Annotated in this window: 14 protein-coding genes; 10 read left to right on the top strand and 4 right to left on the bottom strand. The window is 28.4% G+C overall.

The window, feature by feature from the left end; genetic code table 11:
• Window positions 1-70: 70 nt before the first annotated feature.
• Entirely contained in the window at window positions 71-2,713 is a 2,643-nt protein-coding gene (locus AC1XWJ_RS02670) for a valine--tRNA ligase (protein ID WP_483334349.1), read from the top strand.
• Window positions 2,714-2,763: 50 nt separating this feature from the next.
• Here the strand turns inward: AC1XWJ_RS02670 and AC1XWJ_RS02665 are convergent, their stop codons facing one another.
• Window positions 2,764-4,050, bottom strand: a complete 1,287-nt coding sequence (locus AC1XWJ_RS02665) for an MFS transporter (RefSeq protein WP_483334348.1) — start codon at window positions 4,048-4,050, stop codon at window positions 2,764-2,766.
• Between the two features lie 280 nt (window positions 4,051-4,330).
• On the opposite strand from AC1XWJ_RS02665, the gene tyrS reads away from it, so the two are divergent.
• The 4 genes from tyrS to AC1XWJ_RS02645 all read left to right on the top strand — a co-directional run bounded on the left by tyrS (window position 4,331) and on the right by AC1XWJ_RS02645 (window position 8,479).
• Complete coding sequence (gene tyrS / locus AC1XWJ_RS02660) at window positions 4,331-5,584, top strand: tyrosine--tRNA ligase (RefSeq protein ID WP_483334347.1); 1,254 nt, start codon at window positions 4,331-4,333, stop codon at window positions 5,582-5,584.
• Between the two features lie 19 nt (window positions 5,585-5,603).
• A complete protein-coding gene (gene rpiA, locus AC1XWJ_RS02655) occupies window positions 5,604-6,278 on the top strand; it encodes a ribose-5-phosphate isomerase RpiA (RefSeq protein ID WP_483334346.1) in 675 nt (224 codons plus the stop codon).
• A 292-nt stretch (window positions 6,279-6,570) separates the two neighbouring features.
• On the top strand, window positions 6,571-7,248 hold the full coding sequence (locus AC1XWJ_RS02650; RefSeq protein ID WP_483334345.1) for a response regulator transcription factor: 678 nt from the start codon (window positions 6,571-6,573) through the stop codon (window positions 7,246-7,248).
• Window positions 7,241-8,479, top strand: coding sequence for a sensor histidine kinase (locus AC1XWJ_RS02645; protein ID WP_483334344.1), 1,239 nt, complete (start codon window positions 7,241-7,243; stop codon window positions 8,477-8,479). Before AC1XWJ_RS02650 ends, AC1XWJ_RS02645 begins: the two co-directional genes overlap by 8 nt.
• A gap of 45 nt (window positions 8,480-8,524) precedes the next feature.
• On the opposite strand, the gene AC1XWJ_RS02640 is transcribed toward AC1XWJ_RS02645, so the two are convergent.
• The 3 genes from AC1XWJ_RS02640 to AC1XWJ_RS02630 are packed head-to-tail and all read right to left on the bottom strand — an operon-like array spanning window position 8,525 to window position 10,734.
• Window positions 8,525-9,337, bottom strand: a complete 813-nt coding sequence (locus tag AC1XWJ_RS02640; protein WP_483334343.1) for a MetQ/NlpA family ABC transporter substrate-binding protein — start codon at window positions 9,335-9,337, stop codon at window positions 8,525-8,527.
• 10 nt (window positions 9,338-9,347) lie between these two features.
• Entirely contained in the window at window positions 9,348-10,007 is a 660-nt protein-coding gene (locus AC1XWJ_RS02635; RefSeq protein ID WP_483334342.1) for a methionine ABC transporter permease, read from the bottom strand.
• A complete protein-coding gene (locus tag AC1XWJ_RS02630; protein ID WP_483334341.1) occupies window positions 10,000-10,734 on the bottom strand; it encodes an ATP-binding cassette domain-containing protein in 735 nt (244 codons plus the stop codon). Before AC1XWJ_RS02630 ends, AC1XWJ_RS02635 begins: the two co-directional genes overlap by 8 nt.
• Before the next feature lie 243 nt (window positions 10,735-10,977).
• Between AC1XWJ_RS02630 and AC1XWJ_RS02625 the strand changes: the two genes are divergently transcribed.
• The 5 genes from AC1XWJ_RS02625 to rlmH all read left to right on the top strand — a co-directional run bounded on the left by AC1XWJ_RS02625 (window position 10,978) and on the right by rlmH (window position 15,565).
• Window positions 10,978-11,967, top strand: coding sequence for a LacI family DNA-binding transcriptional regulator (locus tag AC1XWJ_RS02625; protein WP_483334340.1), 990 nt, complete (start codon window positions 10,978-10,980; stop codon window positions 11,965-11,967).
• 344 nt (window positions 11,968-12,311) lie between these two features.
• On the top strand, window positions 12,312-13,304 hold the full coding sequence (gene trpX / locus AC1XWJ_RS02620) for a tryptophan ABC transporter substrate-binding protein (RefSeq protein ID WP_483334339.1): 993 nt from the start codon (window positions 12,312-12,314) through the stop codon (window positions 13,302-13,304).
• Window positions 13,305-13,318: 14 nt separating this feature from the next.
• Window positions 13,319-14,200, top strand: a complete 882-nt coding sequence (locus tag AC1XWJ_RS02615) for an ABC transporter permease (protein WP_483334338.1) — start codon at window positions 13,319-13,321, stop codon at window positions 14,198-14,200.
• Window positions 14,201-14,202: 2 nt separating this feature from the next.
• Window positions 14,203-14,964, top strand: coding sequence for an ABC transporter ATP-binding protein (locus AC1XWJ_RS02610; protein WP_483334337.1), 762 nt, complete (start codon window positions 14,203-14,205; stop codon window positions 14,962-14,964).
• Window positions 14,965-15,088: 124 nt separating this feature from the next.
• Window positions 15,089-15,565 carry a 23S rRNA (pseudouridine(1915)-N(3))-methyltransferase RlmH gene (gene rlmH / locus AC1XWJ_RS02605; protein WP_483334336.1) on the top strand — a complete coding sequence of 159 codons (477 nt, stop codon included), beginning with the start codon at window positions 15,089-15,091 and terminating at the stop codon, window positions 15,563-15,565.

The raw sequence follows: 15,565 nt of genomic DNA, 5'->3' as shown, positions 1-15,565 counted from the left end.
TTTTTCGTTGTTTTGTATGTTTTATAAAATATTAAAATATCTAGTTAAAAAATAGTAAAGGAGAATGGTTATGTCGGAAATGTCAACAAAATATAACCCACAAGAAGTTGAAAAAAATAGATATCAGTGGTGGCTAGAAAAAGAAGTTTTTAAAGCAAATAATAAAAGTAAAAAAAATCCATATACTATAGTAATTCCACCACCAAATGTTACTGGGAAATTACATATAGGGCATGCTTGGGATACAACGTTACAAGATATGTTAACACGTTATAAACGTTTAAAAGGATTTGATGTATTGTATCTTCCAGGTATGGATCATGCAGGAATATCTACTCAAGCTAAGGTTGAAGCTAAGTTGAGAGAAGAAGGAATTTTACGTCATGATATAGGGCGTGAACAATTTTTGGAAAAAGCGTGGGAATGGAAAGAAGAGTATGCTAGTTATATTCGTGAACAATGGTCAAAATTAGGATTAGGATTAGATTATTCACGAGAAAGATTTACTCTTGATAAAGGTTTAAACGATGCTGTAACAAAAATATTTGTTGATCATTACAATAAAGGTATAATTTATCGAGGAGAGAGAATTATTAATTGGGATCCTGTTCAACGTACTGCACTGTCAAATATAGAAGTTATTTATGAAGATGTCGAAGGAGCATTCTATCATTTAAAATATTTCTTGGCAGATGGAAGTGGAGATTATCTAGAAATTGCTACAACAAGACCCGAAACATTATTCGGAGATACTGCTGTAGCTGTTCATCCAAAAGATGAACGCTATCAAAAATACATAGGGAAAAAAGTATTATTACCAGTATTAAACAAAGAAATACCTGTAATAGCAGACGATTATGTAGAAATGGATTTTGGAAGTGGAGTTGTAAAAATTACTCCAGCACATGATCCTAATGATTTTGAAGTAGGAAATAGACATAATCTTGAAAGAATTATAGTTATGGATGAGAGTGCAGTAATGAATGATTATGCTGCTAAATATTCTGGTCAAGATAGATTTGAGTGTCGTGAGAATTTGATTAAAGATTTACAAGAAGAGGGGATATGCTTTAAGATAGAAAAACATATTCATTCTGTAGGTCATTCTGAGAGAAGCGGAGCGATAGTAGAGCCATACTTATCAAAACAATGGTTCGTAAAAATGCAACCATTAGCTGATAAATCTTTGGATAATCAAAAAAATGAAAATACTAAAGTTAATTTTTATCCACAGAGATTTGAAAATACATTTAGTGGATGGATGGAAAATATTCAAGATTGGTGTATTTCTAGACAACTTTGGTGGGGACACAGAATACCTGCTTGGTATCATAACGAAACAGGAGAAATATATGTAGGAATAGAACCACCAAAAGATATAGAAAATTATACTCAAGATGAAGATGTATTGGATACTTGGTATTCATCTGCCTTATGGCCTTTTTCAACTTTAGGATGGCCTAATGTAGATAATGAAGATTATAAACGTTATTTCCCAACAGATTGCTTAGTAACAGGGTATGATATTATATTTTTCTGGGTAGCACGTATGATTTTCCAAGGTTTAGAATTTACAGGAGAACGTCCATTTAAAGATACTTTAATTCATGGATTAGTGCGTGATGAACTTGGTCGTAAGATGAGTAAATCATTAGGAAATGGTGTAGATCCTATGGAAGTAATAGATCAGTATGGAGCTGATAGCTTACGTTATTTCTTAGCTACTAACTCTACACCTGGCCAAGATTTACGTTATTCAACAGAAAAAATAGAAGCTAGTTGGAATTTTATAAATAAAATTTGGAATGCATCACGCTTCGTTATTATGAACTTAGAAGATATGCGTTATGAAGATATAGATTTATCCGGAGAGAAGAGTCATGCTGACAAGTATATCTTAACTAGATTGCAAGAAACGATAGAAGATTATGAACGACTATTCGAAAAATATGAATTTGGAGAAGCATCTAGAGTACTATACAATTTTATTTGGGAAGAATATTGCTCTTGGTATATTGAAATAGCAAAAATAGCATTGAATGGCGATGATGTAGAGAAGAAACAAATAACAAAATCAATACTAGTCTATGTACTAGAAGCTTCGTTAAAAATGCTACATCCGTTTATGCCGTTTGTTACAGAAGAAATTTGGCAAAATTTACCACACGTTGGAGACAGTATCGTAACTTCGGAGTTTGTTTCTATTGATAAAACTTTAATATTTGAAGAAGCTACAAAAAATATGAAACTTATTCAAGATATTATTATTGCTGTTCGCAACATTCGTAGTGAAGTTAATGCACCTATGTCGCGTGAAATACCAATAAAAATAAAATATGCAAAAGATGAGATTAAAGATGCACTGACTTCGTGTACGGCTTATTTAGAAAAATTTGCGAAACCTAGTGAGTTAATCATTGAAAAAGAAATTGAAATAAGTGATACTGATATAAGTAGAGTATTGCCAGGACTAGAAATATATGTTTCTTTGGCAGATTTAATTGATATAGATAAAGAAAAAGAACGTTTAGAAAAAGAATTAGATAAATTAACGAAAGAAATTGAACGAGTTGATAAAAAATTATCTAATGAACGATTTGTATCTTCAGCACCGAAGGAAGTTGTCCGAAAAGAGCAAGATAAAAAAGCTGTATATGAGGAACAATTTAATACTGTAAAAACTAGATTGGAATCTTTAAATAATTTAAAATAATTAATTAATTCTAAAAATACCCGAAGTAAATTTTTTACTTCGGGTATTTTTTATTTAATTTTTTTCATTGTTTCGGGGAATGTAAATACAAAAATAATGTAACTACAACTTGCTAAAATATAAAATGCAATAGAAGCTGTATATCCATAATGTTGTAAAATGATACTCCATACAAAATTAAATATAGTGTATATTGCATAACCAAAAGCCCAGAATACTCCAAACATAATAGTTAGCTTTTGTGATGAAACATCAGGTAATTCATAAGGATAATTTAAGTATACAGGGTACTGTGAATACATAAAGAATCCAGCTATTGCGAAAAGTGCATACGCTAATGAAGAATTGTAATATACTACTTGTAGTCCTATAAACATTGCAGAAATCATTAATATTCCGTGAGAAATTAAGAAAGGTTTTCTTCTAAAGTGTAATTTACCAAAAAACATACTAACGATAGTACCGACAATCCCTCCTAATGTTACTGATAAAATCATAAATTCTGGTTTAAAACTTCCTCCAACTGCTTCAGCAACTTTATTAGGTAGAGAAACTAGTGGCATAACATATAAGAATAAGAATCCACCGAAACCAAATGCAAAGAAATAAATAAATTTATCTTTAAATGCATCTTTGTAAGTATATGGTTTAACTTTTCCAACATCATTAGAATTTTCTAGTGATTCTAAGTATAATTTTTGAACAAAATAATTTGGAGTTTTCCACGTTACAGTAGGTTTGAAATCCTCAGCAATAAAAATCCATATAATTAACAATAAGATACTAATTATACTGAATCCAATCATAGTATAACGCCAATTTGCAATAAATGTATCTTTAAAAATATAGAACAAAATAGCTACTAGAGCAGCTCCAAAATTATATGCAGCAGTAGTCAATGCACTCGTAATAATTCTTTTATCTTTTGATACAAATTTAGCAACAAATGTGTTAATAAATACTATAATCATTGATCCACCAAATGCCATAATCATTCTAGCAAAAGTGTATAACCAATAATTAGGGCTAAATATAGCTATAAAAGAAAATGATAAACAAATTAATGCAAAAATCACAGCTTTTCTAGGGTTTAATTTTATTAAAATGTATGCTGCCAATAAATTTGATACAATTCTAGCAATTGTAATTGTATAATTAACCACTTCAGAAATCATTGGAGAAACTGATTTTCCATTAAAATAATAATGCGTAATTTGTTTTGATAGGTTGGATCCTGCTACCCAATTGGTAGCAAAAACAACGTATGCAAATAGCAATAAAGCAAACATAAATATTCCTTTTGTTCTTGAAGGAATGTTAGAATTATAATTATTCATAATAAATCCTTTCTGAAAAAATTACAATAAAATGAAAAATAGAATTTATTTTCATTTTTTGATTAATTAATTTTAATAAATTTATTCAATTTAATAAGATAATTAATATATTATCTCATATTGAAACTATAATCAATATAAATTTTCATTTTTCATAGAGAAATCGTTTGCTATAATTTACAATTAGAGAAAATAATATGATTAATTATAGATATTAATGATATATATATGTTATAATTATTTAGTGATAAATTTAACATAAATTAAGAAAGGAGATAATATGTCAAAACTATTAGAAGATCTTAAATATAGAGGATTAGTTTATCAACAAACTGATGAAGAAAATATAGAAAGATTGTTAGAAACGGAGAGTGTTTCTATTTATTGTGGAACGGATCCTACGGGTGATTCTTTGCATGTAGGTCATTTACTACCATTTTTGACTTTAAAAAGATTTGAACAATACGGTCATAAACCTGTAATTTTAGTAGGAGGAGGAACAGGTGTAATAGGGGATCCTTCTGGAAGAAGTGAGGAACGTCAATTACAAACTCTAGATATTATAGAAAATAACACTAGAAAATTAGAAAATCAATTAAGAAATATTTTTCGAGATGGTAAGGAAATAACATTTGTTAATAATGCGGATTGGTTAGGGAAATTGTCTATGCTGGAGTTTTTACGTGATTATGGAAAATTAGTTAATATTAATTATTTGTTAGCGAAAGATTCTATATCTTCACGTCTTGATTCAGGATTATCTTTTACAGAATTTAGTTATACTATTTTACAAGGTATAGATTATGCTTATTTAAATAAAGAATATGATGTAAAGATGCAACTAGGTGGTTCTGATCAGTGGGGAAATATTACTACTGGATTAGAAATAATGCGTAAATTAAGAGGCGATGTAGAAGCTTACGGAATGACTATTCCTCTTATGTTAAAATCTGACGGTACAAAGTTTGGAAAATCAACAGGGGGAGCTGTATGGTTAGATCCAGAAAAAACTACTCCTTATGAATTTTATCAATTTTGGTTTAATACAGCCGATACTGATGTCGTTTCTACTTTAAAGAAATTTACTTTTTTGAATAAAGAAGAAATTGAACTTTTGGCGAAAAGTGTTGAAGATGAGCCTCATTTAAGAAAAGCGCAGAAAAAACTTGCAGAAGAAATGGTTAAAATAGTGCATGGAGAAGAAGCTCTTGCTAGCGCCCTAAATATTACACAAGCACTTTTTTCTGGAAATATAAAAAATCTTAGCAACAGTGAACTAGAGCAAGCCGTAAAAGGTATGCCGAGTTCGAATGTAGACAACAATGAAGAAAATATAGTGGAGTTTTTGGTAAAAACAAAATTAGTATCATCCAAACGTCAAGCAAGAGAAGACGTAAGTAATGGAGCTATTTATGTAAATGGAGAAAAAATTACTGATTTAGATTATATTGTTAATACCAAAGATAGACTACAAAATAAGTATACTGTTTTGCGTAGAGGTAAAAAGAAATATTTATTAGTTAAGTATAATTAAATAAAAAGGGGATATTGCTATGAATTTAAAAGAGCAAGTAGGATATAAAGCAGTAGATTTTGTAAAAGATGGGATGATTGTAGGATTAGGTACAGGATCTACAGTGTATTATTTTATTCACGCTATTGCCGAAAAAGTAAAAAAGGGATTGAAAGTAGAACTAGTATCAACATCTGTTCAAAGTATAGAGTTAGCTAAAAGTTTAGGGCTAGTAGTAAAAGAATTAGAAGAAGTTGATCATATAGATGTTACAGTAGATGGCGTAGATGAAATTGATAAAGATTTCAATGCTATAAAAGGTGGAGGCGCAGCACTATTTAGAGAAAAAATAGTAGCAGATATAACTGATACTGTAGTTTGGATTTATGATGAAACTAAAGATGTTGAGAAATTAGGAGGATTCAATTTACCAGTTGAAATATTACCTTTTGGATATACACATACAATTCGCAAAATGACGGAACAGGGATTAAATCCAGTCTTACGTCTTAAAGATGGTGAAGTTTTGGTAACTGATAATAGTAATTATATAGTAGATTTACATTTAGGATATGGTTTTGATATAGAAGACGTAAAAAATAAGCTATCTAATATAGTAGGGGTAGTTGAGCATGGTCTGTTTTTAAATATTTGTAAATACTGCATAAAAGGAACAGAACAAGGTCCTATTTTGATAACAAATAATAATAAATAAAAATAACTTAGTTATAAATAAATATTTTCAAATACAATTTATCTAAAAATTACAATTTTATAAGATATATTATTTTGAAAATATTTTTTATTCTTGTAGTTTATCTTAGTATTTAATTTATGTTTAGGTTTTTAACAAATTAACATTTATTGAAAGTTTTTATTAATAGTATTAAAGTAAATATTTAATTGTATTCATTATAAAAGTAATTTTTAACTATATTTAAACTAAATTTTAGTTGTCTAAAGTAAAATAATTTAATAAGTATTTATAAAATTTGGAGGTAGTATATATGAAATTATTATTAGCAGAGGATGAACATGAATTAGCTGAAGCATTAGAGGTAATGTTAAAGCATAATAATTATTCTGTTGATACTGTGCATAATGGGAAAGATGCCCTAGATTATCTATTGTTAGATGATTATGACGGTGCTATTTTAGATGTTATGATGCCAGAAATGGATGGTATTACTGTGGTGAAAAAATTGAGGGAATCGAAAAAGCATACGCCAGTTTTATTGTTAACGGCAAAATCTGAAGTAGAAGATAAAGTAGAAGGTCTTGACAGTGGGGCAGATGATTATTTGACGAAGCCATTTTCTACAAAAGAACTACTAGCTAGAGTTCGTTCTATGACTCGAAGACAAGCGACATTTACTAGTAACGAATTAGAATTTGGAAATGTTAAATTAAATAAATTAACATTTGAACTTTCTACAAAAACAGATAGCTTTAGGTTATCAAATAAAGAATTTCAAATTATGGAAATGCTAATTCGTAATCCTTGGAATGTAATTCCTACAGAAAATTTTCTAGAAAAAATATGGGGTTATGATAGTGATTCAGAAATAAATGTAGTGTGGGTCAATATTTCTTATTTGCGAAGAAAATTAAAAGCATTGGATGCTAATATACAAATTAAAGCAACAAGAAATGTAGGATACACATTGGAGGAAATTGATGATTAAATCTCTAAAAAAGAAATTTATCCTAATATCAGTATTTACAACAACTTTTGTTATTGCATTGGTATTTCTTATTATAAATGTAATATATTACACTAACACTACTAATCATAGTGATGAAGTTATAAATAAAATAAAAAATGATGATAATATATTAGTAAATTTATTAGAAGAATATTCTGTGAATGGCAAAAAAGGAATACTGACCTCGGATAAACTTTTTTTCAACGCTGTTTTTGTCGCAGAACTAGATGAAGATAAAAATATAATTAATATTTATAATCGTGGTAATGATGTAGAAACTAAAGAATTTTATTCTCTAGTAGAAAGAGCTATATCGAAGAAACATACTAATGGTTATGTAGACTACTACAGGTATGCATATGCTACAAAAAGTTATGGTAATTTTGTGGTTTTTGTTGACTGTGAACGAGAATTAGTTATGTTTTTTGATTTTGTGAAAAATAGTATTATTATAGCGTTAATAATTATTGGTGGCGTTTCTCTTTTAGTTACGGTTTTATCACAAAAAATTATTGCACCTATAGAAGAAAATTATCGAAAACAAAAACAATTTATAACAGATGCAAGCCACGAACTAAAAACACCACTTACTATTATTAGTTCTAATGCAGATGTTCTTGAGATGGAGGTCGGTAAATCTAAATGGATAGGTAATATTCATAATCAGATAGAAAGACTTACTCATTTAATTAATAGTTTGGTAGCTTTTAGTAGAGTAGAAGAAAGAGAACATATAGAAAAGACAATATTTTCTATGACGGAATTAGTAAAATCAAGAGTAGGAGATTTTGAAGAAATGGCTAACTTCAATTCTAAAGAAATAGAAGCTACAATAGAAGAAAATATCCATTATTTTGGAGAATCACAAACTATTATGCAAGTTGTTGATATATTATTAGATAATGTAATTAAATATGCTGATAATAATAGTAAAATACATTTATCTTTATACAATAGTAAGAAATTTATCCATCTAGTTGTAAAAAATAATGCACAAGGCGTTAAACAAGGAGATTTAAGTAAAGTATTTGATAGATTTTATCGTTTGGATGAATCCCGTAACAGTAAAATTAAAGGTTATGGTATAGGGTTATCATTGGCTAATTTAATTGTAGAAAAACACGATTCTTATGCTTTTGCGTATGCTCCAGAAGATAATGAATTTGTTGTTGAAATCAAATTTAATAAGAATGGTAAAAATAAATACTAATAAAAATAGTTATAGCAATAATTTTTGCTATAACTATTTTATTTATTAAAATGCTTTTTTAGCTACATTATTTAATTTATTGTCAATAAAGTCCCTTATTTTTTCGCTAGTTAATGCTTTTTGAACAGCTTTTACTGCTTCAGAATCTTTGTTATCTTCGCGAGATACTAGAGATACTGCATAAGTAAGATCTCCTGTTTGTTCTACTATAAGAGCATCTTTCTCGGGGCTAAGCCCTATTTTTGTAATATATGCTGGATAGTTAAATACTAAATCTTTTTCTTGGTATGCGTCATTAAGATTTAGTAGTGATATCGGAGAAAATTTTAGGTTCTTTGGATTTTCTGCTATGTTATCTATAGTGATAGAAAAACTGTTAGGATCTTTTAATGTAATTACTTTATGCTCTGCAAGTAATCTTAAAGCACGAGTCATATTAGTAGGATCTGATGGTATTGCAACGTCTGCACCATCTTTAAGATCTTTTATGTCTTTTATATCTTTAGAATAAAATCCTACTACTGCATCGTATATGGGTTGAACTTGTACTAGGTTTGCGTTGTTTCCTTCGTTAAACATTTGCATAAATAGTTTGTGTTGGAAAAAGTTTGCATCTACTTCTTTGTTTTTTAAAGCTACGTTAGCTTGAACATTATCAGAAACTTTTACTATTTCAAGCTTGTATCCTTCTTTATCCAAATCATCTTTTATTAATTCTAGCATATCTGTCATAGGTGCTGTATGTGATGCTACTTTAACAACAGTTTTTTCTTTTTTTGTTTCTGAGCTAGATGAACAACCAGCCAATACTAATACTAGTGCAATAACACTTGTGAAAATTGATAATATTTTTTTCATTTTTATACTCCTATTTTTTTATTTTGTTAGCTACGAAGTAGCCTAAATTTTGAATAATGTAGACGTAAATTATAAATATGACAACTACTAGGTACATAAGTGGATAATCATATTCTTGATATCCGTATCTATACGCAAACTCCCCTAGACCTCCTGCGCCGATAACTCCCATAACTGTGGAATAAGAAAGAACACTTATAGTTACTGATGTAAAGGATAATATCAAATCAACCTTAATATATGGTATAAAAAAGTATTTAATCATTTGTAATTTTGATGCTCCCATACTTATAGCTCTGTCAACAATTTTACTTGGAATGTTTAATAGTGCTTGTTCGACAAAGCGAGAGTATAAGCTTACTGATACTAATGTTAATGGCAGAATTGCTGCTATGTTTCCAAATGATGTATTGAATATGAAACGATTAACAGGAATTAATATAAAAATAAATATTAAAAATGGAACGCTTCTAATTGTATTTAATAATATACTAAGTACTTGATAGGAAAAAGGCTTGTCTAATAAATATTTCTGTTTTAAAGAGAATAATAAAACTCCTAAAGGAATGGCAAACATTAGACAGATAAACATTGACGTAAATAACATAAATGTAGTTTCTAAGAAAGCTTCAAAAATTTTATCTGAATTACGTTCTATTAACTTAATCATTTAACAAAAACTCCTTAACGTGTTTTCTATAATTTTCTTCGTAGTGTTTGTTTGTAGAAACTTTAGGTTTTATTATATCTTTAATAGTTGAATCCTCAATAATTAGAACTTTATCACAAAAATTTTTTAGTATTGATAGATTGTGCGAAATAATTATAATAGATATATCTGTGTTATTTTTTAATTTAATAAGTAAATCAAAAATTTCTTTTTCGCTATTAGCGTCAAGAGCAGAACTTATTTCATCGCATAATAGAATTTCTGGGTTTTGCAATAAAGACATAGCAATAGCTACTTTTTGTTGCTGGCCACCACTAATATTTCTGCACAATGTATTCTTTAGTCTGGAAATACCCATAAAATCTAATATTTTACTTATTTCAACTTTATCAACTTTTTGTTTATTAATTTTATATACCAATGATAGGTTGTAAAAAACAGTTTTTCCCTCTAACAAATTAGCGTTTTGAAATATATAAGAGACATTTTTTCGCATTTTACGAAGTTCGGATTCATTCATATCGTTTAAACTTTTGTTTTTATAAAGTATGTTGCCGTTATCATATGGTACTAGACCATTTATCATTTTTAATATTGTACTTTTTCCTGTTCCATTTTTTCCTATAATACCAATAACTTCTTTTTTGTTTATATTAAAAGAAATATTAGTGAGCTCAAATTTAGAATGATTATATTTTTTTGATACGTTTTCTAGTGAAATAATCATAATTAACCTCCGTTATCAAATATATCATTTTTTAAAGTATAATACAATCAATAAACACCTGTTTCTTTTGGGCTTTAATTTCTGCAAACTAACGAAAACCATTGAAAACAAACGATTGTGGTTCTGTTGTATTTTTATACCGAGAACTGTAACAATGCTTTTTTATGTTTTTGAATATAAAATTTACAATTTCAGTAAACTAAAGTATAATAGTAATATCTTAGAAATTAATGGTGATATGTTATGAAAAAATTAACAATAGTAGAAATTGCAAAAATGGCGGGAGTAGGAACTACTACAGTATCCAGATATTTTAATGGTGGGAGTTTAAAAAAAGAAACTAGCGATAAAATAAAAAAGATCGTCGAAAAATATAATTATACTCCTAATACATTTGCAAAAGCCTTAAAAAGCACAGAAAGTAAAATAATTGGAATAATTGTTCCAACTCTATCATCTTATGTTAGTAGTAAAACATTGATGTATATAGATCAAAAATTAAAAGAAAATAAGTATGAAACTTTAATAATGAATGCTAGTTTTAGCAAAGAATTACAACTTGAATATTTGAAAAAATTAGCTAGACTAAATGTTGATGGAATAATTTTATTGCCAACAACAATGAGTAGGGATTTTGAGAGTGTGATAAATAGTATAGATATACCAGTAGTTGTTTTAGGTCAAGAAGGTGAATATACTTATAGTGTGGAGTATAACGATTTTAATGCTGGTCGTGATATTGCTAATTTTGTTTTGGCTTCTGGACATAATAAAATAGTTTATTTAGGTGTTGGAGAAGACGATGTCGCAGTAGGTATTTATCGTAAATTAGGAGTATTGAAGACCTTGGAGAAGTATGATATATCCGCTAGTCAGATAACTACAACTTTTGATAAGAAAGATAGCTACAATAAAGTTAAAGAAAATATGGATTTGATTAGAGATAACACTTGTATAATATGTGCAACTGATAATATTGCTTATGGTGCTATAAAAGCTCTTGAAGAATATGACCTAGAGGTAGGAGAAAATTATTCGATAGCAGGTTTTGGTAATTACGAATCTTCTTCTTTACTTAAATGTCCATTAACAACTATAGAATTTGATATTAAAGAAGCAGCTAGCAAAACGGTAGAAATAATTTTAAAAATAATAAAAAAAGAAGAAGCTGATTTAAAAACATTAATAGGGTATGATTTGAAAATAAGAAAAAGTGTTATAGATTTAAATTAGATATTATTGTCTAAATTTTTGGAAAATTAAATAATTTTGTATTGACATTTATATTTTAGTCTGCTATACTCAATTTGAATCAATATTAGTAGTAAAGGAGAAGCAACAATGTATAGAGTTATAATTATTTCACAATTAAATACTCGTTGGCAAAGCCACTAGATACAGGTTGTTTCTATTTTTTACAAAGACGTAGATGCAGCCTTACATTAGTTTGTAAAGATGTATCTACGTGGTATAATTTTCAGTCACGTAGATAGTATATCTGCGTGACTTATATTTTTTCAATCATAAGTCACTTAATAAATTTAAGTGGCTTATTTTATTTTTAAGGAGGATTTATTATGAATAATAGAGGAAAGATATTTACATTAATATTAGTTTTGTGTCTAATTTTTGGTTTTATATTTGACGATAAGAACAATAAAGATACTATTGACAATCGGACAAATGCAAAAATAGGAATTTTACAATTGCTAAGTCATCCAGCACTTGATAGCATCTATAAAGGCTTTGAAGATGAGATGAAAAATCAAGGTTATGAAATTGGAAAGAATTTACAATTAGATTTACAAAATGCACAAGGTGATCAAAGTAATTTAGCTACAATGAGTGAAAAATTAGTTTCTGAAAAAAATGATATTTTAGTAGCTATAACTACGCCATCGGCATTATCACTTTCAAATGTAACAAAAGATATACCTATAGTTATGGGAGGTGTTACTTATCCAGTAGAAGCAGGATTAATAAAAAGTGAAGAAAATCCAGGAACTAATATAACAGGAGTTAGCGATAGAACTCCTATAGATAAACAACTAACTACAATAAAAGAAATTTTACCTAATATGAAAAAATTAGGAATAATATATACATCTAGTGAAGATAATTCTATGAAACAAGCAGAGCAAGCTAAGGAATTAGCAGAGAATTTGGGACTAGAAGTAGTTGTGAAGACAATAGCCAATACTAACGATATTCAGCAGGTTACAGAAGCTGTTGCAAGTTCTGTTGATGCAATATATGTTCCTATTGATAATACTGTTGCTAGTGCTATGTCAACTGTAGTAAAAGTTACAGATAGATATAAAGTTCCAGTATTCCCGTCGGCAGATACTATGGTAAAAGATGGTGGAGTATTAGCTATAGGAGTTGATCAATACAACATAGGAGTGCAAACAGCTAGGGTTGTTATAGATATATTGAATGGACAAGATGTAAGTACTAAATCTATAGTTTTTGCTAATGAAGGAATAATATATTTAAATGAATCAAAAGCAAAAGAGCTTAATATTATTATTCCAGAACATATAAAAAATAAATCACAAATTATAAATTAGATAGGAGGAAGAATATGGATATTATAACATCAGCAATTTCACAAGGTATTTTATGGGGAGTATTGTCTTTAGGACTTTTTATAAGTTTTCGTATTTTAAATATTGCAGATATGACAACAGAGGGAAGTTTCCCACTAGGAGCATCGGTAGCAGTAGTAGCTATTTTAAATGGTGTTAATCCGTATTTAGCTATATTGCTAGCTATGGTATCAGGAATGTTAGCAGGTTTAGTAACGGGAATTTTAATTACTGTGTGCAAAATACCTAGTTTACTTGCAGGTATCTTGACTATGACGGCATTGTTATCAATAAATTTACGAATTATGGGGCGTCCTAATCTAAATATTTTGAATAATGATACAGTATTTTCATTTTTAAACAATTTATCTTTGCCCAGTAATTTTTCTATTATAATTGTAGGATTATTAATAACTACATTATTAATTTTTGTAATGTTAATTTTTTTCAAAACAGAATTAGGTCAGAGTTTAATAGCAACAGGAGATAATGAAAAGATGGCAGTATCTTTAGGTATATCTACTAAAATTATGACTATATTAGGTCTTATGATTTCTAATGGAATAATTGCTTTTGCTGGCGGACTTATTGCGCAAAATAACGGTTTTGCAGATGTAAATAGTGGATTAGGAGTTATAGTTATAGCTTTAGCTGCAATTATTATAGGCGAAGTAGTATTTGGAGAGTCAACGTTTTTGGAAAGATTAGTGTATACAATTTATGGAGCTATAATATATAGACTATTGTTAGTTGGAGTTTTGAAATTGCAAGTAATAGAAGCTAATGATTTTAAGTTAGTATCTGCATTAATTATTGCGATATTTTTGACTTTACCACAATTTAAAACTACTTTATTTAACAATAAAAAGGAGAGATAATTATGGAATTTATAAAATTGAATAATATTAATAAAATATTTTTTCCAAATAGTGTAAGAGAGCATCACGCATTAAAAAACGTTAGTCTTAATATAGAAAAAGGAGATTTTATAACAGTCATAGGAGGTAATGGAGCAGGAAAATCTACTTTGTTAAATGCTTTAGCTGGAAGTTTTGCCTTAGATAATGGGAGTATAGTTATTAATGGAGTAGATGTAACAAAAACTGTTGAGTATAAAAGAGCAAAGTATATAAGTAGAGTATTTCAAAATCCTTTGCAAGGAACTGCTCCTAGAATGACCGTTGCAGAAAATATGGCTTTGGCGTATAGCCGTGCTAATAAAAAATTTTTTAGTTTTAGTTTGACAAAAGAACGTAGGAGATATTTTAAAGAACAATTAGTAACTTTAAACTTAGGATTAGAAGACAGATTAGATAGCGAGATGGGGGTTTTATCAGGAGGACAAAGGCAGGCTATATCTTTACTTATGGCTACTATGGAAACACCTAAATTGTTACTACTTGATGAGCATACAGCAGCACTTGATCCGAAAACTCAAAGAATTATTATGGAAATAACAGATAGAGTAGTAAGGGAAAAAGAAATTACTGCTTTGATGATAACTCATAATATTCATGATGCACTTAAGTATGGAAATAGGTTAATAGTTTTAAATCAAGGTAAAATTGTAAAAGATATAAAAAGTGAAGATAAAGAAAAGCTAACTTCTATAGATATTTTTAATATGATAGATAACTGTTAATGAATATGATAATAACGTGGTGAGAACTACGTTATTATCATATTTTTTAAATTGGATATGTTTGTAAATAAGATATATATAAGTTATAATCTATATAATAATGGTTGCGAGGTAATATTGAGATATGCGAATAACGATAGTATGTGTTGGAAAAGTAAAAGAAAAATTTTATCGTGAAGCACTTAAAGAATATGAAAAGAGATTAAGTGCTTATATAAAGTTGACTATTATAGAAGTTAGTGATGAAAAAGTAAAAGTAGAAAATGATTCAGAAATTAAAATAGCTATGGATAAAGAGGGGCAGAATATACTTTCTAAAATAAAAGAAAATCAATATGTAATAACTTTAGAAATATTAGGAAAAAGGGTTACCAGTGAAAAGTTAGCAGAAAATATTAGTAATTTGGCTATTCGTGGAAAAAGTGATGTTGTTTTTGTAATTGGAGGAAGCTATGGGCTGGCAGACTCTGTAAAGAATAGAAGTAATTATTCATTGTCTTTTAGTGATATGACATTTCCACATCAACTGATGAGAGTAATTTTATTAGAACAAATTTATAGAAGTTATAGAATTATTAACAATCAAAGCTATCACAAGTAA

It is taken from the genome of Gemelliphila sp. 1F1, assembly GCF_056897515.1.
Note: the sequence above shows the minus strand (reverse complement) of the source record. Positions and strands in the feature narration are given on the sequence as shown.